The organism is Enterobacter sp. BNK-29, assembly GCF_048684785.1.
GTDB lineage: Bacteria > Pseudomonadota > Gammaproteobacteria > Enterobacterales > Enterobacteriaceae > Enterobacter > Enterobacter cloacae_M.
Genome location: NZ_JBLQTU010000001.1, coordinates 2,321,743 through 2,341,778 on the forward strand (window position 1 = coordinate 2,321,743; position 20,036 = coordinate 2,341,778).

At 56.8% G+C, this 20,036-nt stretch carries 18 protein-coding genes; 12 read left to right on the top strand and 6 right to left on the bottom strand.

Annotated features, from left to right (window positions below; genetic code table 11):
* Nucleotides 1-7 precede the first annotated feature (7 nt).
* Nucleotides 8-1,552: a maltose ABC transporter permease MalF gene (gene malF, locus ACMGGX_RS11075; RefSeq protein ID WP_063440313.1), complete on the bottom strand. Its 1,545-nt coding sequence runs from the start codon at nucleotides 1,550-1,552 to the stop codon at nucleotides 8-10.
* A gap of 125 nt (nucleotides 1,553-1,677) precedes the next feature.
* Entirely contained in the window at nucleotides 1,678-2,868 is a 1,191-nt protein-coding gene (gene malE, locus ACMGGX_RS11080; protein WP_023310004.1) for a maltose/maltodextrin ABC transporter substrate-binding protein MalE, read from the bottom strand.
* A gap of 370 nt (nucleotides 2,869-3,238) precedes the next feature.
* Between malE and malK the strand changes: the two genes are divergently transcribed.
* The 5 genes from malK to ubiA all read left to right on the top strand — a co-directional run bounded on the left by malK (nucleotide 3,239) and on the right by ubiA (nucleotide 8,361).
* Nucleotides 3,239-4,348, top strand: coding sequence for a maltose/maltodextrin ABC transporter ATP-binding protein MalK (gene malK / locus ACMGGX_RS11085; RefSeq protein ID WP_023310005.1), 1,110 nt, complete (start codon nucleotides 3,239-3,241; stop codon nucleotides 4,346-4,348).
* A 71-nt stretch (nucleotides 4,349-4,419) separates the two neighbouring features.
* Entirely contained in the window at nucleotides 4,420-5,733 is a 1,314-nt protein-coding gene (locus ACMGGX_RS11090) for a maltoporin (protein WP_029740620.1), read from the top strand.
* Nucleotides 5,734-5,847: 114 nt separating this feature from the next.
* Complete coding sequence (gene malM / locus ACMGGX_RS11095) at nucleotides 5,848-6,801, top strand: maltose operon protein MalM (RefSeq protein ID WP_032662638.1); 954 nt, start codon at nucleotides 5,848-5,850, stop codon at nucleotides 6,799-6,801.
* Nucleotides 6,802-6,981: 180 nt separating this feature from the next.
* The gene (gene ubiC, locus ACMGGX_RS11100) at nucleotides 6,982-7,479 is read left to right on the top strand and encodes a chorismate lyase (protein WP_045355219.1); all 498 of its coding nucleotides are present in this window, start codon (nucleotides 6,982-6,984) and stop codon (nucleotides 7,477-7,479) included.
* A 12-nt stretch (nucleotides 7,480-7,491) separates the two neighbouring features.
* Nucleotides 7,492-8,361: a 4-hydroxybenzoate octaprenyltransferase gene (ubiA, locus tag ACMGGX_RS11105; RefSeq protein WP_032662636.1), complete on the top strand. Its 870-nt coding sequence runs from the start codon at nucleotides 7,492-7,494 to the stop codon at nucleotides 8,359-8,361.
* A gap of 87 nt (nucleotides 8,362-8,448) precedes the next feature.
* Here the strand turns inward: ubiA and zntA are convergent, their stop codons facing one another.
* Both zntA and ACMGGX_RS11115 read right to left on the bottom strand, forming a co-directional pair.
* Nucleotides 8,449-10,620 carry a Zn(II)/Cd(II)/Pb(II) translocating P-type ATPase ZntA gene (zntA, locus tag ACMGGX_RS11110; RefSeq protein ID WP_181594191.1) on the bottom strand — a complete coding sequence of 724 codons (2,172 nt, stop codon included), beginning with the start codon at nucleotides 10,618-10,620 and terminating at the stop codon, nucleotides 8,449-8,451.
* A 76-nt stretch (nucleotides 10,621-10,696) separates the two neighbouring features.
* Nucleotides 10,697-11,323, bottom strand: a complete 627-nt coding sequence (locus tag ACMGGX_RS11115) for a lysoplasmalogenase (protein ID WP_024906687.1) — start codon at nucleotides 11,321-11,323, stop codon at nucleotides 10,697-10,699.
* 129 nt (nucleotides 11,324-11,452) lie between these two features.
* Here ACMGGX_RS11115 and ACMGGX_RS11120 point away from each other — a divergent pair, with 129 nt between their 5' ends.
* On the top strand, nucleotides 11,453-11,812 hold the full coding sequence (locus ACMGGX_RS11120) for a DUF2500 domain-containing protein (RefSeq protein ID WP_348562213.1): 360 nt from the start codon (nucleotides 11,453-11,455) through the stop codon (nucleotides 11,810-11,812).
* A 96-nt stretch (nucleotides 11,813-11,908) separates the two neighbouring features.
* Here the strand turns inward: ACMGGX_RS11120 and ACMGGX_RS11125 are convergent, their stop codons facing one another.
* Nucleotides 11,909-12,190, bottom strand: coding sequence for a DUF1145 family protein (locus tag ACMGGX_RS11125; RefSeq protein WP_348562215.1), 282 nt, complete (start codon nucleotides 12,188-12,190; stop codon nucleotides 11,909-11,911).
* The gene (gene rsmD, locus ACMGGX_RS11130; protein WP_348562217.1) at nucleotides 12,174-12,776 is read right to left on the bottom strand and encodes a 16S rRNA (guanine(966)-N(2))-methyltransferase; all 603 of its coding nucleotides are present in this window, start codon (nucleotides 12,774-12,776) and stop codon (nucleotides 12,174-12,176) included. The genes ACMGGX_RS11125 and rsmD overlap by 17 nt, the downstream gene beginning before the upstream one ends.
* A gap of 127 nt (nucleotides 12,777-12,903) precedes the next feature.
* On the opposite strand from rsmD, the gene ftsY reads away from it, so the two are divergent.
* The 6 genes from ftsY to livJ all read left to right on the top strand — a co-directional run bounded on the left by ftsY (nucleotide 12,904) and on the right by livJ (nucleotide 19,889).
* Nucleotides 12,904-14,364: a signal recognition particle-docking protein FtsY gene (ftsY, locus tag ACMGGX_RS11135; protein ID WP_045355222.1), complete on the top strand. Its 1,461-nt coding sequence runs from the start codon at nucleotides 12,904-12,906 to the stop codon at nucleotides 14,362-14,364.
* A gap of 2 nt (nucleotides 14,365-14,366) precedes the next feature.
* Nucleotides 14,367-15,032: a cell division ATP-binding protein FtsE gene (ftsE, locus tag ACMGGX_RS11140; protein WP_025758973.1), complete on the top strand. Its 666-nt coding sequence runs from the start codon at nucleotides 14,367-14,369 to the stop codon at nucleotides 15,030-15,032.
* Complete coding sequence (gene ftsX / locus ACMGGX_RS11145; protein WP_348562220.1) at nucleotides 15,025-16,080, top strand: permease-like cell division protein FtsX; 1,056 nt, start codon at nucleotides 15,025-15,027, stop codon at nucleotides 16,078-16,080. The genes ftsE and ftsX overlap by 8 nt, the downstream gene beginning before the upstream one ends.
* A gap of 251 nt (nucleotides 16,081-16,331) precedes the next feature.
* The gene (gene rpoH, locus ACMGGX_RS11150) at nucleotides 16,332-17,189 is read left to right on the top strand and encodes an RNA polymerase sigma factor RpoH (protein ID WP_023310018.1); all 858 of its coding nucleotides are present in this window, start codon (nucleotides 16,332-16,334) and stop codon (nucleotides 17,187-17,189) included.
* Nucleotides 17,190-17,325: 136 nt separating this feature from the next.
* Nucleotides 17,326-18,591, top strand: coding sequence for a 4-aminobutyrate--2-oxoglutarate transaminase (locus tag ACMGGX_RS11155; RefSeq protein ID WP_121932744.1), 1,266 nt, complete (start codon nucleotides 17,326-17,328; stop codon nucleotides 18,589-18,591).
* Nucleotides 18,592-18,788: 197 nt separating this feature from the next.
* Nucleotides 18,789-19,889, top strand: coding sequence for a branched chain amino acid ABC transporter substrate-binding protein LivJ (livJ, locus tag ACMGGX_RS11160; protein WP_072163886.1), 1,101 nt, complete (start codon nucleotides 18,789-18,791; stop codon nucleotides 19,887-19,889).
* The last annotated feature ends 147 nt before the right edge of the window (nucleotides 19,890-20,036 follow it).

A 20,036-nucleotide genomic window follows, 5' to 3' on the forward strand; every position in this document is an offset into this window, starting at 1 on the left:
GCCCTCCTTAATCAAATTTCATACGTGTGGCTTTCAGGTTCACAATCGCCAGAGCGCCAACCAGCAGGAAGATCAGGGTGGCAATCGCTGCTGCCAGACCGAAGTCCTGGCCGCCGCCGCCTTCGAAGGCGATACGGTAGGTGTAGCTCACGAGCAGGTCGGTATAGCCTGCTGGCGTCGTGGTGCCAAGGCGGTCCGGGCCGCCGTTGGTCAACAGCTGAATCAGCACGAAGTTGTTAAAGTTAAAGGCGAAGCTGGCAATCATCAGCGGCGTCAGCGGCTTAATGAGCAGCGGCAGCGTAATTTTAAAGAAGTTCTGGAACGGGCCCGCGCCGTCCATCGCCGAGGCTTCGTACAGATCGTCCGGGATAGCCTTCAGCAGGCCCATGCACAGGATCATCATGTACGGATAACCGAGCCAGGTGTTCACGATGATAATCATCGAGCGAGCGGTGGTCGGGTCGCTGAACCAGGCCGGTTTGATGCCGAAAAGGGCGCTCAGCATCATGTTGATTTCACCGAAGCTCTGGTTAAACAGCCCTTTGAAAATCAGAATCGAGATAAACGACGGTACGGCATACGGCAGGATCAGCAGCACGCGGTAAATCGCTTTGCCTTTCAGGGATTCCCACTGGACCAGACAGGCCAGCACCATGCCCACGGCCACGGTCAGGATCACCGTCAGCACCGAGAAGACCACCGTCCAGACGAAGATGGCGAAGAACGGTTTCTGAATGCCTTCGTCGGTAAACACGCGGGTAAAGTTGTCCCAGCCGATGGTGACGGTATAGCCCGGGCTGAGCTTGTCATCACCCCATTTGCCGTCGGCAGTAATGGACTGATAGAAACCAATGTCGTTATTCGGACGATATTTCACGCCGCTCTGGTTGTTGGTCAGCGTGCCGTCGTCCGCCAGGGTATACAGCGGCTGCGTGCCGGAGAACTGGCGCAGCGAGCTCATGGTCACCTTGCTTTCGTCTGGCAGCACGGCGGTGAGCTGGGTCAGCGCCTGACGGTTCTGGGTAATGACGCGCAGGTTGGCACGTTCACCTTCCGGCAGGGCCTGTGCCTCTTTTAAGGCCAGCTTCTGCTCGCCGCCAAATTTGAACGCGTCGGAGACATAGTATTTGCTGTTTGCTTCGTCAGTAAGCGCTAACTTCCACTCGTTACCGTCAGGATACAGGCCGAAGTTAAAGGTCTTGCCTGCCTGATATGAGCGATCCAGCAGGACCTGCTGCGCGCGTTCCTGCGCAAGCTGGTTGGTGCTGCTGTAGTTGGTAAACGCAATGGCGATGGTACAAATCAGCGGGAACAGGACAAACAGCCCCATCCCGGCCACGCCCGGGTAGACATAGCGCCAGGCATAGGCTTTACGATTAGCGAAAATATACAGGCCAGCAGAGCTTAAAATCAGCGTCATGATGGCGAACAGATATTCCCCTTGTACGTACATTAAAACAACAAGGTAACCCACCAGCAGACACAGCAGACCTATCGCTGACCACTTCAGCGCGTCGCTTTGCCACCAGCGTTTCTTTTTAATGACATCCATGGGGTTTTTCCTCTACAACGTTTGATCTTTTCTCCCTCTCCTGGGGGAGAGGGCCGGGGTGGGGGCGTGCGGATAGCGCCAACCCTCACCCTAACCCTCTCCCAAAGGGAGAGGGGACTACGTCATTACTTAGTAATACGACCCTGAGCATCTTTCAGCGCGGCATCGACAGTCTGACGACCGCTTGCTGCGTTGATGACCGCGGTACGGGTGGCGTACCAGAATGCGGCCATCTGTGGGATGTTCGGCATGATTTCGCCTTTCTGGGCGTTATCCATGGTGGCCGCGATACGTGGGTCTTTCGCCAGCTGATCCTGGAAGGATTTCAGCGCGACGGCGCCCAGCGGTTTGTCCTTGTTCACTTCATCCAGACCCTGATCGGTCAGCAGGTAGTTTTCCAGGAACTCTTTCGCCAGCTCTTTGTTCGGGCTGGCGGCGTTGATGCCCGCGCTCAGCACGCCAACGAACGGTTTAGACGGCTTGCCTTTGAAGGTTGGCAGCAGCGCTACGCCGTAGTTGACTTTGCTCTTGTCGATGTTGGTCCAGGCCCACGGACCGTTGATGGTCATCGCGGTTTCGCCTTTGTTGAACGCCGCTTCCGCGATGGAGTAGTCGGTATCCGCGTTCATGTGTTTGTTCTTGATCAGATCCACCAGGAAGGTCAGACCCGCTTTCGCGCCAGCGTTGTCCACGCCCACGTCTTTCACGTCATATTTGCCGTTTTCAAACTTGAACGCGTAACCGCCGTCTGCAGCAATCAGCGGCCAGGTGAAGTACGGCTCTTGCAGGTTGAACATCAGGGCGGATTTACCTTTCGCCTTCAGCTCTTTATCCAGTTTCGGGATCTCTTCCCAGGTTTTCGGTGGGTTTGGTACGAGGTCTTTGTTGTAAATCAGAGACAGGGCTTCAACCGCGATTGGGTAAGCGATCAGCTTGCCGTTATAGCGAACGGCATCCCAGGTGAACGGGAACAGCTTGTCCTGGAAGGCTTTATCTGGCGTCACTTCTGCCAGCAGGCCAGACTGCGCGTAACCCCCGAAACGGTCATGCGCCCAGAAGATGATGTCCGGGCCGTCGCCGGTTGCTGCAACCTGCGGGAACTTCTCTTCCAGCTTGTCCGGGTGTTCTACGGTAACTTTGATGCCGGTATCTTTTTCGAATTTTTTGCCCACTTCGGCCAGGCCGTTATAGCCCTTGTCGCCGTTAATCCAGATAACCAGCTTGCCTTCTTCAATTTTGGCGAGCGCTGGGGCGGAAACCATCATTGCTGCAAGGGCGGACAATGCGAAAACGCGTGCGCCAGTCTTGATATTCATATCTGCCATCCTTTTTGGTGATGTGCTCGTGGATACATAAGGTGGTTCAACGTGACTCAGTCTCCTTATTTGACATCCTCTTTCCATCCTCCCAACCCCTACGCCCCACCCCCCGTTTGTGTGATCTCCGTTGCATAAATTTAAGTTATGAGTGCTGGCGCACATAAAAACCCACCGAATTTTGCAGGCGGCTTCACGAATTTTGCCTCAGCCCGCCCGCGGCGGTCGCAGAGCCTGCTCCCTCATCCTCCCGCCTCCTCCCCCATAAAAAAGGCGGGGGGTGGAGGATTCGGGAAAGTAATGGATACCCCATAGTGAACTTATCTTGAATGTTTCTGTCGGTGACAGGTTGTAACGAAGGGAGAAGGGCATGGCGAGCGTACAGCTGCGTAATGTAACGAAAGCCTGGGGTGACGTTGTGGTGTCGAAAGACATCAATCTGGACATCAACGAAGGCGAATTCGTGGTGTTTGTTGGCCCATCAGGCTGTGGTAAATCTACTCTGCTGCGTATGATTGCCGGTCTTGAAACGATTACCAGCGGCGACCTGCTGATTGGTGATACCCGAATGAACGACATCCCGCCTGCCGAACGTGGCGTCGGTATGGTGTTCCAGTCTTATGCACTCTATCCACACCTTTCCGTTGCCGAAAATATGTCCTTTGGCCTGAAGCTGGCCGGCGCGAAGAAAGAAGTCATTAACCAGCGCGTGACGCAGGTGGCGGAAGTGTTACAGCTGGCCCACCTGCTGGAGCGTAAACCAAAAGCGCTTTCCGGTGGTCAGCGTCAGCGTGTGGCGATTGGCCGTACCCTGGTGGCCGAACCGCGCGTGTTCCTGCTCGATGAACCTCTCTCTAACCTGGATGCCGCCCTGCGCGTCCAGATGCGAATTGAAATCTCCCGTCTGCACAAGCGTCTTGGCCGCACGATGATTTACGTCACTCACGATCAGGTGGAAGCGATGACCCTCGCCGACAAAATCGTGGTGCTGGATGCCGGCCGCGTGGCGCAGGTGGGTAAACCGCTGGAGCTTTATCACTATCCGGCAGACCGCTTTGTTGCGGGCTTCATTGGCTCGCCAAAGATGAACTTCCTGCCCGTCAAAGTGACCGCGACAGCCATTGAACAGGTACAGGTGGAGCTGCCAAACCGCCAGCAGGTCTGGCTGCCGGTCGACAGCGCCAACGTACAGGTCGGGGCAAACATGTCCCTTGGTATTCGTCCTGAACACCTGCTGCCGAGCCACATCGCTGATGTGACCCTGGAAGGTGACGTTCAGGTCGTCGAACAGCTTGGTCACGAAACACAGATTCATATCCAGATCCCCGCCATCCGTCAGAACCTGGTCTACCGCCAGAACGACGTGGTGTTGGTAGAAGAGGGTGCCACATTCGCTATCGGCTTGCCGCCAGAGCGTTGCCATCTGTTCCGTGAGGATGGCACTGCATGTCGTCGGTTGCACAAAGAGCCAGGCGTTTAAGCAATCCCAAAAGAAGACACGAAACCGACAGGTGAAGTGTTCAAAGAAAAGCAATGATCTCAGGAGATAGAATGATGATTACTCTGCGCAAACAAGTCCCTCTGGCAATCGCCATTGCGGCAGGCATCCTGTCTGCCCAGGCAGGCGCCGTGGACTTTAAAGGTTATGCTCGTTCCGGTATTGGCTGGACCGGGAGTGGCGGTGAGCAGCAATGCTTCCAGGCAACAGGTGCTCAAAGTAAATACCGTCTCGGTAACGAATGTGAGACCTACGCTGAACTGAAACTGGGCCAGGAAGTGTGGAAAGAGGGCGATAAGAGCTTCTACTTCGACACCAACGTCGCGTATTCCGTTTCTCAGCAGAACGACTGGGAATCCACCAGCCCGGCCTTCCGTGAAGCTAACGTGCAGGGTAAAAACCTCATTGAAGCACTGCCAGGTTCCACCATCTGGGCCGGTAAGCGCTTCTATCAGCGTCATGACGTTCACATGATCGACTTCTACTACTGGGATATTTCAGGTCCTGGTGCGGGTATCGAAAACATCGACCTGGGCTTCGGTAAGCTCTCTCTGGCCGCAACCCGTTCTTCTGAAGCGGGCGGCTCAGCGACCTTTGCCGATCGTGACGCGCTGGGTAACCGTATTTATGACAACCTGGTACCGAACGATGTCTTCGACGTCCGTTTAGCACAGATGCAGGTCAACGAAGGCGGTACGCTGGAGTTCGGTGTTGATTATGGTCACACCAATATTCCTGATGATTACTACCTGCAGCCTGGCGCGTCTAAAGACGGCTGGATGTTCACTGCTGAACATACCCAGAGCATGCTGAAGGGCTTTAACAAATTTGTGCTGCAGTACGCAACTGACTCTATGACCTCCAACGGCAAGGGCCGTGCGGAAGGTGGTAGCATCAACAACAACGGCGACATGTGGCGTGTGCTGGACCACGGTGCGATCTCTCTGGGCGACTCCTGGGATCTGATGTACGTGGGTATGTACCAGGACATCAACCTGGATAACAACAACGGCACCAAATGGTGGACTGTCGGTGTTCGTCCTATGTACAAATGGACGCCAATCATGAGCACCCTGCTGGAAGTGGGCTACGACAACGTCAAGTCTCAGAAAACTGACGACACTAACAGCCAGTACAAAATCACCCTGGCACAGCAATGGCAGGCTGGCGACAGCATCTGGTCCCGTCCGGCTATCCGTGTCTTCGCAACCTACGCGAAATGGGATGAGAAATGGGGCTACGCGAACGGCGACTCCGGTGCAGGCTATGACTCTGGTATTGCGTACAGCGACACGTCCGCAAAAACCTTCAGCCGCGGCGACTCTGATGAGTGGACCTTCGGTGCCCAGATGGAAATCTGGTGGTAATTCGTTAGACCTGACGTAATGACCTAAAAAGAGGGGCGCAAGCCCCTCTATCCTTAGGGTGCTGCGCGCTATTGCCTGGCCACCGCAGTGCTCACGCTATCAGAGGTAATAACAATGAAAATGAAGAAAAGTCTCGTCGCGCTGTGCCTCTCTGCGGGGCTGATGGCCTGTGTTCCGGCGGTCTCCTTTGCAGACGTGAATTTCGTACCACAAAATACCAGCGCTGCGCCGGCTATCCCGGCGGCGGCCCTCCAGCAGCTGACGTGGACGCCAGTTGATCAATCCAAAACCCAGTCGACACAGCTTTCTACGGGCGGCCAGCAGCTGAACGTGCCGGGTATCACCGGGCCGGTTGCCGCCTACAGCGTACCGGCTAACATTGGTGAGCTAACCCTGACGCTGACCAGCGAAGTGAACAAGCAAACCAGCGTTTTTGCACCAAACGTGCTGATTCTGGATCAGAATCTGACGCCGTCTGCCTTCTTCCCAAGCGAGTACTTTAGTTATCAGGAGCCTGGCGTCATGAGCGCCGACCGTCTGGAAGGCAAAATGCGCCTGACGCCAGCGTTGGGACAGCAGAAGATTTATGTTCTGGTTTTCACGACTGAAAAAGATCTACAGCAGACCACTAAGCTTATCGATCCGGCAAAAGCCTACGCCAAAGGAACGGGTAACTCTGTTCCGGATATCCCGGATCCGTTAGCGCGCCACGTCACCGACGGCCTGCTCAAACTGAAAGTCTCAACTAACAATGCGTCCAGCGTGCTGGTCGGCCCGCTGTTTGGCTCCTCCGGCACCGGCCCTGTCACTGTAGGTAACACTGCTGCACCTGTTTATACCGCGCCAGCTGCCACGGCAGCCGCACCGGTAGCGACCGCAGCGCCTGCCCCGGCGAAGAAAGCCGAGCCGGTACTGAACGACACCGAAGAGTACTTCAACAACGCCATTAAGCAGGCGGTGAAGCGCGGCGATGTCGATAAAGCGCTGAAACTGCTTGATGAAGCCGAACGTTTAGGTTCAACCACTGCCCGTTCCACCTTTATCAGCAGTGTAAAAGGCAAGGGGTAACCGTTTCCCCACAGTGCTGATTTGTTAGTAGTTTGGTGCGCCTGAGTGGGCGCACTTTTTTTCGTAGCCGCCAGGCTGTTGCGCCCATGTTGCGATCGTGATCGTTAAATAACGTTTGGCCCCCCTCAATCCGTGTTTCTGCGATACAATGCCATTACGTTATGTATCGGAGAGTCTGGCATGTCACACCCTGCGCTAACGCAACTGCGTGCGCTGCGCTATTTCGACCAAATACCTGCGCTTGATCCGCAGCAACTGGACTGGTTGTTGCTGGAAGATTCCATGACGAAACGTTTTGAGCAACAGGGTAAAACGGTCACGGTGACCCTGATTCAGGAAGGGTTTGTCTCTGGCGATGAGATCGCCAGCGAGCTGCCGCTGCTGCCGCACGAACCACGCTACTGGCTGCGCGAAATTTTACTCTGTGCTGATGGTGAGCCTTGGCTTGCCGGGCGGACGGTGGTGCCCGAGTCCACCCTTTCCGGGCCAGAGCTGGCGCTGCAACGTCTGGGGAAAACGCCGCTGGGGCGCTACCTTTTCACCTCGTCTGAGCTTACCCGGGATTTTATTGAGATTGGTCGTGATGCCGAACTCTGGGGGCGTCGTTCCCGCCTTCGCCTGAGCGGTAAACCGTTAATTCTGACGGAGCTTTTTTTACCGGCATCACCGTTGTACTAAGAGGAAGAAAAAATGGAGTGGAGCCTGACGCAGAATAAGCTGTTGGCGTATCACCGCTTAATGCGTACCGATAAACCCATTGGCGCGTTACTGCTGCTGTGGCCGACCCTGTGGGCGCTGTGGCTCGCCACGCCGGGCGTGCCGCCGCTGTGGATCCTGGCCGTGTTCGTCGCCGGCGTCTGGCTGATGCGCGCGGCGGGCTGTGTGGTGAATGACTATGCCGATCGTAAATTCGACGGTCATGTTAAGCGTACTGCCGGTCGTCCGTTACCCAGCGGGCAGGTCACCGGGAAAGAAGCCCGCGTGCTGTTCATTGTTCTGGTGCTGCTCTCTTTCCTGTTGGTGTTAACCCTCAACACCATGACCATTCTGCTTTCCGTTGCGGCGCTGGCGTTAGCCTGGGTTTATCCGTTTATGAAGCGCTATACCCACCTGCCTCAGGTGGTGCTGGGCGCAGCGTTTGGCTGGTCGATTCCGATGGCGTTTGCGGCGGTTAGTGAGTCCTTACCGCTCAGCTGCTGGCTGATGTTCCTGGCGAACATTCTCTGGGCCGTGGCGTATGACACGCAATACGCGATGGTAGATCGCGACGATGACCTGAAGATTGGTATCAAATCCACCGCCATCCTCTTTGGTCGTCAGGACAAGCTGATTATCGGTATCCTGCAGGTTGCGGTACTGGCGCTGATGGTTGCGATCGGTCGCCTGAACGGGCTGAACTGGGAGTTTTACTGGTCCGTGCTGGTGGCGGGACTGCTGTTTGCGTACCAGCAAAAGCTGATTGCGAAGCGTGAACGTGACGCCTGTTTTAAAGCGTTTATGAACAATAACTACGTTGGTCTGGTGCTGTTTTTAGGCCTGGCGATGAGCTATTTCTTATAAAAAAGTCGGGTGGCGGCTTCGCCTTACCCGACCCACGAGTTAGCAGGACATGGAGGCCCGGTAAGCGTTAGCGCCACCGGGCTTTTTTTATCGGCGACGCAGCAGCCGGAGCGCGTTCGCCGTCACCAGCACCGTTGCCCCGGTATCCGCCAGCACCGCCAGCCACAGTCCGGTCATGCCAAGCAGGGTCGTCACGAGGAAAATTCCTTTCAGCCCGAGCGCAATGCCGATGTTCTGACGGATGTTGGCCCGCGTCGCCCGCGCCAGGCTAATCATCTGCGCCAGCCCGGTCAGGCGGTTGTGCGTCAATGCCGCGTCAGCCGTTTCCAGCGCCACGTCGGTACCGCTGCCCATCGCTATACCGATGGTGGACGCTTTCATCGCCGGAGCATCGTTAATCCCGTCACCGACCATTGCCAGCGGCGCGCGAGCGTTCAGCTCCGTCACGGCGCTGACCTTATCCGCAGGCAACAATCCGGCTTTAAACTCCAGCCCCAGCTCACCGGCAATCGCTGCCGCCGCGCGAGGGTTATCGCCGGTAAGAATAACGCCCTGCACGCCCAGCTTGTGCAGCGCCGCCACGGCTTCTTTGGCGTCATCGCGCAGGGTATCGCGCAGCGCCAGCATCCCTTTCGCGACGCCGTCCTGCATAACGGTCACGACGGTTTGTCCGGTCTGTTCTAACGCCTCAACCTCTGGATTAGAAGACTTGCCCGCCGCGACAATCAGTACCTTTTTACCTTCAACGATGGCCTCAATCCCTGACCCGACCAGCGCCCGCTGGGCGGTTGCCGGAGGGATGTCCAGCCCGCGCGACTGCGCTTCTCGCACAATCGCCTGCGCCAGCGGGTGAGTGGACCCCTGCTCAACGGCGGCGGCCAGGGTCAGCAGCTCATCTTCACTGATGTCCTGCGGATAGACGCCGGTCACCTGCGGCTTGCCCACGGTCAGCGTACCGGTTTTATCGAAGGCGATATGCTGAACCTGACTCAGCTGCTCCAGCGCCGCGCCGCCCTTAATCAGCGCGCCGCGACGCGCCGCTGCCGCCAGACCTGAGGTAATCGCCGCCGGGGTGGAAATCACCAGCGCGCACGGGCAGCCAATCAGCAGCAGCGTCAGCCCTTTATAAATCCAGCCCTCCCACGGCGCGCCAAAGAACAGCGGCGGGACGACGGTGACCAGCAGGGCAACCAGCATGATGGCAGGGGTATAAATCCGGCTGAAGCGATCGATAAAGCGTTCGACCGGCGCGCGGCGCTCTTCGGCCTCTTCAATCAGCTTCAGGATACGGTCGATGGCGCTGTCGCCCGGCTCGGAAAGCACGGTGAGCTGCACCAGACGGTCGACGCTGGTGGCGCCAGCAGGTACTTTTTCACCCGCGGCACGCTCTACCGGAATGGATTCCCCGGTCAGGGCGCTTTCATCAAAGCTCGCGGTGGCGGTAAGCAGCGCGCCGTCTGCGGGCAGACGCCCCCCTGCGGCCACTTCAATCACGTCGCCCGGGCGCAGCGTGTTGATGGCGACCGTTTCACGCGTGCCGTTTATGACGCGAGTGGCGGTTTCCGGCTTCAGCGCCATCAGCGCGCTGACCCCTTTACGCGCCCGGCTCGCCGCCCAGCCCTCAAGACGTTCGCCGATTAAGAACAGCAGCAGCACCATCGCCGCTTCTGCCGTCGCGCCAATGAACAGCGCGCCGATTGCCGCCACGCTCATCAGCGTTTCGATGGCAAACCAGCTGCCGCTTTTCATCAGGCGAAGCGCCTGACGGGCAATCGGGAACAGGCCGACCAGCGTGGTGGCGATAAACGCCAGATTGCCGAACGGATGGTTAATCTGCTCCAGACCCCAGCTCAGGGCCATCAGGATGATGAGGGTAATGAGCGGCAGGTTTTCTTTCAGGGAGGAGGTTTTTTCAACGGGCGCCGTTTCGCTGCGCAGGGTATAGCCCGCCTGGCTGACGGCGGCTTCAACCTGTCTGCTGACGTCGCTATCGGCGCTAACCAGCAGCTTTTCGGTGGCGAACAGCACCTGAACGTGACTCACGCCCGACACTTGTTTGACGGCGTTTTCCACCTTGCGGGCGCAGGCCGCGCAGTCCATGCCGTTGACGACCCAGCTGAAGCGGTTGCCGCTTTCAGGAAGGGGTTGAGTTGGCGTTTCGCACGCGCCTTCGCAGCAGCAGTCGTCTTTCGACGGAGCCGGGCTGAGCTTAAGTGCCGAGAATTGAGGAACTTTTTTAGGTATTTCTGGAGTCGACATGGCAGTCTCCGGCAATGATAATTTTCTCATTAACCGCAGCATACACTCTGGAGTCGACTCCAGAGTCAAGCGCTATTTAGATATACAGCGAACGCACAATCAGGAAATGCCCGGCAAAGTAACAGGCGGCGGCAATCGCGTTATCCGCCCGGAAGCGGCGGCGATAGTGGCTGCCCAGCCAGACGACATTCCCGATCAGCAGCAGCGCGGCGCCGAAGAACGCGGACATCGCCGGAGCGGTCGGACGGAAGAACCACAGCTCGCCCGCCAGCCACACCATCACCAGCGTCATGGCGATAAAGGTACAGACCGGCAAACGCATCTCTTCCAGACGTGACCAGATCACCGCAATCAGCAGCGCGCCAATCACCAGCAGCACCAGCGGCAGCGGCCAGAAGAAGGAGAGCGTCATCTGGCTGGCAAAGTAGATGGTATAGAGCAGATGAGACAGGAAGAACGCCCCAACGGCGTAGAGCAGGCGCTGGCGCGGCAGCAGGGTTAAGGCATCGCCAATCAGGGATGCACACAGCCCGGCGAGCACCAGATAGCTGACGGCGTTAAACATCGGCGCTTGCCAGGCCAGCAGCAGCAGGAGCAACAGCGTGACCGGTTTAAACAACCAGCGCTGCCAGGTGGGACCGCGGTACGACGCATCGACATAAAGCCATGCGGAAAAACAGACAGCGATAAATGACCAAAGCATATTAACTCCCTGTATCTGTTAAGTCTGAATAATCAGTTTCTGATCCAGTGTAGTGACGCGGGCGGGCGTTTGGCAATGGCGGGGGAGGCAAGGTATCCTGAATTCCGCAAAATCTGATGGGATTGTCGAATGAGCAAGATGCCGCTTTTTTTCATTATCGTGGTGGCGATTATCGTCATTGCCGCCTCGTTCCGTTTCGTGCAGCAGCGCCGCGAGAAGGCGGATAACGATGCCGCGCCGCTGATGCAAAAGCGCGTGGAGGTGATCAACAAACGCGAGAAACCGCTCAACGACCGCCGCTCCCGCCAGCAGCAGGTGACGCCTGCGGGCACAGCAATGCGCTATGAAGCGAGCTTTAAGCCGGAAGCGGGCGGCCTGGAGATGACCTTCCGCCTGGAGGCGCAGCAGTACCATCAGCTGACGGTGGGGGAGAAAGGGACGCTGAGCTACAAAGGGTCGCGGTTTGAAGGGTTTGAACCGGAGCGGTAATTTTCCCCTCTCCCCGGCCCTCTCCCACAGGGAGAGGGTGTAATCGTTCCCCTCTCCCTGTGGGAGAGGGTTAGGGTGAGAGCATCAGGCCGCCCCTTACTTCTTCACCTGCGCCTTAAACTTTTTCATCCACACCAGCAGTTCAAACACGCCGAAAATAAACACGCGCAGCTGCTGCCAGCCCGTCATCTGCGGGCCGTCTTTCGGCAGGCCGTTTTTCAGCATCACCATCTGCAGGGCGTGCATAAACGACGTGAAAATCAGCGCCACGTTAACGAAAATATTCATCGGGCGCGGGAACGGGTGCACAAGATTTAAAATCAAAAATGCCCAGACGCCCAGCATCAGCAAACGTCCCAGGTTAATCAGTAGCGGCATCGGAGCCTCCTTGTGCCTGACGGTGATAAAGACGATAAGCGACCTGGCCGGCGACCTTTTCGCGGTGCAGATCCCAGTGGGCGGGAACCGGCGGCAAACCGTTTTCCACTTCGCTTTCAACGTAAATTAGCGCGTCATCCGCCAGCCAGCCGTTTTGCTCCAGCAGGGATAACGTCTCTTCCAGCAGCCCTTTACGGAACGGCGGATCGACAAACACCACGTTATGCGGCGTACCTTTCTGCGCAAGAAAACTCAGCGTGTTGGTGTTCACGACTTTGGCGTTGCTCGCCTTTAGCGTCGCCAGATTTTGCTGCAGCGTCTGCGCAACGCCGCGCTCCATCTCCAGCAGCGTGGCGCTGGCGGCATAGCGCGACAGCGCTTCCAGGCCGAGCGCGCCGCTTCCGGCGAAGCAGTCCAGGCAGTGGGCGTCTACCATTGACGGGGCCAGCCAGTTAAACAGCGTCTCGCGCACGCGGTCGGTAGTAGGGCGTAAACCGGGGCTGTCCGGCACCGGTAATTTCCGGCCTCGCCACTGACCGCCGATAATACGAATTTGACCGGCCGGGGCGCGGTTGGGTTTCTTCATCTCAGGAAAGCTCTGTTAACAATTGGCCTGCGATTGCGGGCGGTGATGTCAATTAAGTAAAGTGTTAGACTATTTCATCATTTTTTTAGCTTCCATGTATATAGCGCCGCGAGGAGTGTAGTCGCAGATGGCAAAACAAAAAAAACGTGGCTTCTTTTCCTGGCTGGGCTTCGGTGAAAAAGAGCAAGAAACAGAACAGAAAACCGAAGAGCAACAAGCCGTTGAAGAGCAGTCACAGCCTGAAACGCCTGTAGAAACCGCCGCGGTAGTCGAAGCGGAAGAAACGGCGCACAGCAAAGAAGAGATTGAATCCTTTGCACAAGAGGTGGTTGAGGTCACTGAACAGGTTCAGGAGAGCGAGAAGCCAGAACCGATTATCGTTGAGGACATTACCGAAGCGCCACAGGCCGTTATCGAGCATGAAGAGCTGCCGCTGCCGGAAGAGGTGAAAGCCGAAGAGGTGTCTGCCGAAGAGTGGCAGGCGGAAGCGGAAACCGTTGAAATTGTTGAGGCGGTGGAAGAAGAAGCGGCACTTGAGCCAGAGCTTACCGACGAAGAGCTGGAAGCCCAGGCGCTGGCGGCAGAAGCCGCGGAAGAAGCGGTTATCGTCGTGCCGGTAGAAGAGCAGGCCGAAGAAGAGAGCGTCCAGGAGCAGGAAAAACCGACCAAAGAAGGTTTCTTCGCGCGCCTGAAGCGCAGCCTGCTCAAAACCAAAGAAAACTTAGGTTCCGGATTTATCAGTCTGTTCCGCGGCAAGAAGATCGACGACGATCTCTTTGAAGAGCTGGAGGAACAGCTGCTGATTGCGGACGTCGGCGTGGAAACCACCCGTAAGATCATCGCCAATCTGACCGAAGGGGCGAGCCGCAAACAGCTGCGCGACGCCGAAGCGCTGTACGGTCTGCTGAAAGACGAGATGGGTGAAATTCTCGCAAAAGTTGACGAACCGCTTAATATTGAAGGCAAAACGCCATTTGTTATTCTGATGGTTGGCGTGAACGGCGTGGGTAAAACCACCACCATCGGCAAGCTGGCGCGTCAGTTCGAGCAGCAGGGCAAATCGGTGATGCTGGCGGCGGGCGATACCTTCCGCGCGGCAGCGGTTGAGCAGCTGCAGGTTTGGGGCCAGCGCAACAACATTCCGGTGATTGCCCAGCATACCGGCGCGGATTCCGCGTCCGTGATCTTCGATGCCATCCAGGCGGCGAAGGCGCGCAACGTGGACGTGCTGATTGCCGATACCGCAGGGCGTTTGCAGAACAAATCGCACCTGATGGAAGAGTTGAAGAAAATCGTCCGCGTCATGAAGAAGCTGGACGAAGACGCGCCGCATGAAATTATGCTGACCATTGATGCCAGCACCGGACAGAACGCCATCAGTCAGGCGAAGCTGTTCACTGAAGCGGTAGGACTGACCGGGATCGCGCTGACCAAGCTGGACGGTACCGCGAAAGGCGGGGTGATCTTCTCCGTGGCCGACCAGTTCGGCATTCCTATCCGCTACATCGGTGTGGGCGAGCGTATTGAGGATTTGCGTCCGTTTAAGGCGGACGACTTTATTGAGGCATTATTTGCCCGAGAGGACTAACAATGATTCGCTTTGAACACGTCAGCAAGGCCTATCTCGGTGGGAGACAAGCGCTGCAGGGGGTGACATTCCACCTGCAGCCGGGCGAGATGGCATTCCTGACCGGCCATTCCGGCGCGGGGAAAAGTACCCTGCTCAAGCTTATCTGTGGGATCGAGCGGCCAAGCGCCGGGAAAATCTTTTTCGGCGGTCATGAGATCAGCCGCCTGAAAAACCGCGAAGTGCCGTTCCTGCGTCGTCAGATCGGCATGATTTTCCAGGATCACCACCTGCTGATGGATCGCACCGTTTTCGATAACGTGGCCATTCCGCTGATTATTGCCGGCGCCAGCTATGACGATATCCGCCGTCGCGTCTCTGCGGCGCTGGATAAGGTCGGGCTGCTGGACAAAGCGAAGAACTTCCCGATCCAGCTGTCCGGCGGTGAACAGCAGCGCGTGGGCATTGCCCGCGCGGTGGTGAACAAGCCTGCCGTACTGCTGGCGGATGAACCAACCGGTAACCTGGACGATGCTCTGTCAGAAGGGATTTTGCGTCTGTTTGAGGAATTTAACCGCGTAGGAGTCACCGTATTGATGGCGACGCACGATATTGGGCTCATTTCCCGTCGTTCGTACCGCATGCTGACCCTTAGCGACGGGCATTTGCACGGAGGCCACGGTGAATAAGCGTGATGCAATAAACCAGATTCGGCAGTTCGGGAACCGGTTTGACCGTTTCCGTAAGCCGCAGGGCGGTGGTGACGGCAATCGTAATGCGCCGAAGCGCCAGAAGGCCGCGCCAAAACCGGCCTCCCGTAAAACCAACGTGTTCAACGAGCAGGTGCGCTACGCGTTTCACGGCGCGCTGCAGGATCTGAAAAGCAAACCGCTGGCGACGTTCCTGACGGTGATGGTGATCGCCATCTCCCTGACGCTGCCAAGCGTCTGCTATATGGTCTATAAAAATGTCAACCACGCGGCCTCACAGTATTATCCGTCTCCGCAGATCACGGTCTATATGGATAAAGCGCTCGACGATAACGCCGCAGCGCAGGTGGTTGGGCAAATCCAGGCCGAGCAGGGCGTGGAGAAGGTCAACTATCTATCACGTGAAGACGCGCTGGGCGAGTTCCGTAACTGGTCTGGCTTTGGCGGCGCGCTGGATATGCTCGAAGAGAACCCGCTGCCCGCCGTGGCGGTGGTGATCCCGAAGCTGGATTTCCAGGGGACCGATTCGCTTAACACCCTGCGCGATCGCATCACGCGCATTAAGGGCATTGATGAAGTGCGCATGGACGACAGCTGGTTTGCGCGCCTTGCTGCCCTGACCGGGCTGGTAGGACGCGTCGCGGCGATGATTGGCGTGCTGATGGTGGCGGCGGTCTTCCTCGTCATCGGCAACAGCGTGCGCCTGAGCATTTTCGCCCGTCGCGATACCATCAACGTGCAGAAACTGATTGGTGCAACGGATGGTTTCATCCTCCGACCGTTCCTTTACGGCGGTGCACTGCTCGGTTTTTCCGGTGCATTTCTTTCACTGATATTGTCAGAAATTTTGGTGATGCGGCTTTCGTCTGCCGTCACTGAAGTGGCGCAGGTTTTCGGAACGAAGTTTGATATCAGTGGCTTAGGCTTCGATGAGTGCCTGTTGCTGCTGCTAGTTTGTTCGATGATTGGGTGGGTGGCAGCCTGGCTGGCAACCGTTCAACATTTACGTCACTTTACTCCCGACTAATAAAAGCGTGATATAATCTTTCCCTGCACCGAGATGCTCGCTCTGCAGGGAAAGCGTCCCTGTTGTCGCTTCCCCTATTATCATCTCCATGTCACAATTTGTGCGTAATTTATTCACCGTTGCACCTGGAACTTGTGGATAAAATCACTGTCTGATAAAAGAGTGAATGCTAATCTCGTTGCTCAAACGCTTTGGCATGGTTGTTGCCTGACGGGGACGACCAGGACCAGAAGAAACATTGAGAGGAATGAATGACCAAAGAAATGCAAACTTTAGCTTTAGCCCCTGTTGGTAACCTGGAATCTTATATCCGGGCTGCGAACACCTGGCCGATGTTAACGGCCGAGGAAGAAAAGGAGCTTGCTGAAAAGCTGCATTACCAGGGCGATCTGGAAGCAGCGAAAAAGCTGATCCTGTCTCACCTGCGCTTTGTTGTTCACATTGCTCGTAACTATGCGGGCTATGGCCTGCCGCAGGCGGACTTGATTCAGGAAGGCAACATCGGCCTGATGAAGGCTGTGCGTCGCTTTAACCCGGAAGTGGGTGTGCGACTCGTCTCCTTCGCTGTGCACTGGATCAAAGCAGAAATTCATGAATACGTGCTGCGCAACTGGCGTATCGTGAAAGTCGCCACGACAAAAGCGCAACGCAAACTGTTCTTCAACCTGCGTAAAGCCAAGCAGCGTCTGGGCTGGTTCAACCAGGATGAAGTGGAAATGGTGGCGCGCGAGCTGGGCGTAACCAGCAAAGACGTGCGTGAGATGGAATCCCGTATGGCCGCGCAGGACATGACCTTTGATATGTCCTCCGACGACGACGCATCTGACAGCCAGCCAATGGCGCCGGTTCTGTATCTGCAGGATAAAACCTCTAACTTTGCTGACGGCATCGAAGAGGATAACTGGGAAGATCAGGCCGCGAACAAGCTGACCCATGCGATGGAAGGCCTCGACGAGCGTAGCCAGGATATTATCCGCGCCCGCTGGCTGGACGAAGACAACAAGTCCACGCTGCAGGAGCTGGCCGACCGCTACGGCGTTTCTGCGGAACGTGTCCGTCAGCTTGAAAAGAACGCCATGAAAAAACTTCGCGCTGCTATCGAAGCGTAATTTTCGCGAAGTACACCGAGAACCCCTGGATGAAAGTCTGGGGGTTTTGTTTTTTTAGCGCCCGCTCTGGCGAATTCCCTCCCCCTGGCAAACACTTACTGATGCGCTAAGCAGGCGACTTTCTCAGGGGGACAGGGTGAAAAATAACGAACTGAACGACCGGCGTTTACAGGCGACGCCGCGCGGTATCGGCGTGATGTGTAACTTCTATGCTGATAAAGCTGAAAACGCCACGGTGTGGGACGTGGAAGGCAACGAGTACATCGACTTCGCCGCCGGGATCGCGGTGCTGAATACCGGCCATCGCCATCCAAAAGTCATTTCCGCCATTGAAAAACAGCTCCACGCGTTTACCCATACGGCGTACCAGATTGTGCCGTACGAAGGCTATGTCGCGCTTGCCGAGCGCATCAACCAGCGCGTGCCCGTTGACGGTCCGGCCAAAACCGCGTTCTTCTCCACGGGGGCAGAGGCGGTCGAAAACGCGGTCAAAATTGCCCGGGCGTACACCAAACGTCCCGGCCTTATCACCTTCGGCGGCGCGTTCCACGGCCGCACCTTTATGACCATGGCGCTGACCGGCAAAGTTGCGCCGTACAAGCTCGGCTTTGGCCCGTTCCCCGGTTCGGTGTATCACGCGCAGTATCCGAATGAACTGCACGGCGTCAGCACGGCGGAAGCGTTGAAAAGCCTGGAACGTATCTTTAAAGCGGATATCGCCCCCGACCAGGTCGCGGCCATTATTCTCGAACCGGTTCAGGGAGAGGGCGGTTTCAACATTGCGCCAGCTGATTTTATGCAGGCGCTGCGCGCCCTGTGCGACACCCACGGTATTTTGCTGATTGCCGACGAGGTGCAAAGCGGCTTCGCCCGTACCGGCAAGCTGTTCTCGATGGAACACCACTGCGTGAAGCCCGATCTAATCACCATGGCGAAAAGCCTGGCGGGCGGGATGCCGCTTTCGGCGGTTTCAGGCCGTGCGGAGGTGATGGACGCCCCCGCGCCTGGCGGGCTGGGCGGTACCTACGCCGGAAACCCGCTGGCGATTGCGGCGGCACATGCCGTGCTCGACGTGATTGATGAAGAGGATCTCTGCACGCGCTCGGCGCATCTTGGCCACCACCTGGTGGAAGTGCTGAATAAGGCGAAGGAACGCTGCCCGTATATCGCTGACATTCGCGCGCAGGGCTCGATGGTGGCGGTGGAGTTTAACGACCCGCAAACGGGTCAGCCTTCGCCGGAATTTACCCGCCAGGTGCAGGAGCGCGCGTTGCAGGAAGGGCTGCTGCTGCTGAGCTGCGGCGTCTACGGCAACGTCATTCGTTTCCTCTATCCGCTGACTATTCCTGAAGCGCAATTCCGTAAAGCGCTGGACATTATCTCCGCGTCGCTGACACGTTAAAGCCATATGCCCGGCGAAAATCCCTGCCGGGCTTATCATATATTCATTTCAAATTAGCTATTCCAAAATCATAAAAATCGGGTATGTTTTAGCAGAGTATGCTGAAAAAGCGCGGACAGCACACCTATAACTGACATAAAGCGCTGCACAACAACATCACAACAATCGTAATAACCATAATAATGGGGAATCTCAGGATGAACATGAAGGGTAAAGCGTTACTGGCAGGATGTATCGCGTTGGCATTCAGCACCATGGCACAGGCAGACATCAAGGTGGCTGTCGTTGGCGCAATGTCCGGTCCGGTAGCACAGTACGGCGACCAGGAATTTACCGGCGCTGAGCAGGCGGTTGCAGACATTAATGCTAAGGGCGGTATCAAAGGCGAAAAACTGCAGATCGTAAAATATGATGATGCCTGTGACCCGAAACAAGCGGTCGCGGTCGCGAACAAAGTGGTGAACGACGGGATCAAATACGTTATTGGTCACCTGTGCTCTTCCTCTACTCAGCCAGCGTCTGACATCTACGAAGACGAAGGTATTCTGATGATCACCCCGGCAGCGACCGCACCAGAGCTCACCGCGCGCGGCTACAAGCTGACCCTGCGCACCACCGGCCTGGACTCTGACCAGGGCCCAACAGCGGCGAAATACATCGTTGAAAAAGTGAAGCCGAAGCGCATTGCCATCGTTCATGACAAGCAGCAGTACGGTGAAGGTCTGGCACGTTCAGTGCAGGATAACCTCAAGAAAGCGAATGCCGACGTGGTGTTCTTCGACGGCATTACCGCCGGTGAGAAAGACTTCTCCACCCTGGTGGCGCGTCTGAAGAAAGAGAATATTGATTTCGTTTACTACGGTGGCTACCACCCGGAAATGGGCCAGATCCTGCGCCAGGCGCGCGCTGCGGGCCTGAAAACCCAGTTTATGGGGCCGGAAGGCGTAGCGAACGTGTCCCTGTCTAACATTGCGGGTGAATCAGCCGAAGGCCTGCTGGTAACTAAACCGAAGAACTACGACCAGGTCCCTGCGAACAAACCTATCGTAGATGCCATCAAGGCGAAGAAACAGGATCCAAGCGGCGCGTTCGTCTGGACCACCTACGCGGCGCTGCAGTCGCTGCAGGCGGGCCTGAACCAGTCAGCCGATCCGGCTGAGATTGCCACCTGGCTGAAAGCGAATACCGTCGAGACCGTCATGGGGCCACTCTCCTGGGACGCGAAGGGCGACCTGAAGGGCTTTGAGTTCGGCGTGTTTGACTGGCATGCGAACGGCACGGCGACAGACGCCAAATAATTTTCTCGTCGCCTTTCGCGCCGCAGGTGCGTTGGCTGCGTTATTCAACCCCGGTCACTTACTTATGTAAGCTCCCGGGGATTTCATAACTTGCCGCCTTCCTGCGACACGAAATGCTTGGGAAAATGCGGCAGATAATGAATGTAG

What these genes read in the sequence shown, in the direction of transcription:
- malM (WP_032662638.1), top strand. Translation starts at nt 5,848, where the DNA reads ATGAAAATGAAGAAAAGTCTCGTCGCGCTGTGCCTCTCTGCGGGGCTG.
- rpoH (WP_023310018.1), top strand. Translation starts at nt 16,332, where the DNA reads ATGACCAAAGAAATGCAAACTTTAGCTTTAGCCCCTGTTGGTAACCTG.
- malK (WP_023310005.1), top strand. Translation starts at nt 3,239, where the DNA reads ATGGCGAGCGTACAGCTGCGTAATGTAACGAAAGCCTGGGGTGACGTT.
- ACMGGX_RS11120 (WP_348562213.1), top strand. Translation starts at nt 11,453, where the DNA reads ATGAGCAAGATGCCGCTTTTTTTCATTATCGTGGTGGCGATTATCGTC.
- zntA (WP_181594191.1), bottom strand. Translation starts at nt 10,620, where the DNA reads ATGTCGACTCCAGAAATACCTAAAAAAGTTCCTCAATTCTCGGCACTT.
- ACMGGX_RS11090 (WP_029740620.1), top strand. Translation starts at nt 4,420, where the DNA reads ATGATGATTACTCTGCGCAAACAAGTCCCTCTGGCAATCGCCATTGCG.
- livJ (WP_072163886.1), top strand. Translation starts at nt 18,789, where the DNA reads ATGAACATGAAGGGTAAAGCGTTACTGGCAGGATGTATCGCGTTGGCA.
- rsmD (WP_348562217.1), bottom strand. Translation starts at nt 12,776, where the DNA reads ATGAAGAAACCCAACCGCGCCCCGGCCGGTCAAATTCGTATTATCGGC.
- ubiC (WP_045355219.1), top strand. Translation starts at nt 6,982, where the DNA reads ATGTCACACCCTGCGCTAACGCAACTGCGTGCGCTGCGCTATTTCGAC.
- ftsE (WP_025758973.1), top strand. Translation starts at nt 14,367, where the DNA reads ATGATTCGCTTTGAACACGTCAGCAAGGCCTATCTCGGTGGGAGACAA.
- ACMGGX_RS11115 (WP_024906687.1), bottom strand. Translation starts at nt 11,323, where the DNA reads ATGCTTTGGTCATTTATCGCTGTCTGTTTTTCCGCATGGCTTTATGTC.
- malF (WP_063440313.1), bottom strand. Translation starts at nt 1,552, where the DNA reads ATGGATGTCATTAAAAAGAAACGCTGGTGGCAAAGCGACGCGCTGAAG.
- ftsY (WP_045355222.1), top strand. Translation starts at nt 12,904, where the DNA reads ATGGCAAAACAAAAAAAACGTGGCTTCTTTTCCTGGCTGGGCTTCGGT.
- ACMGGX_RS11125 (WP_348562215.1), bottom strand. Translation starts at nt 12,190, where the DNA reads ATGCCGCTACTGATTAACCTGGGACGTTTGCTGATGCTGGGCGTCTGG.
- ubiA (WP_032662636.1), top strand. Translation starts at nt 7,492, where the DNA reads ATGGAGTGGAGCCTGACGCAGAATAAGCTGTTGGCGTATCACCGCTTA.
- malE (WP_023310004.1), bottom strand. Translation starts at nt 2,868, where the DNA reads ATGAATATCAAGACTGGCGCACGCGTTTTCGCATTGTCCGCCCTTGCA.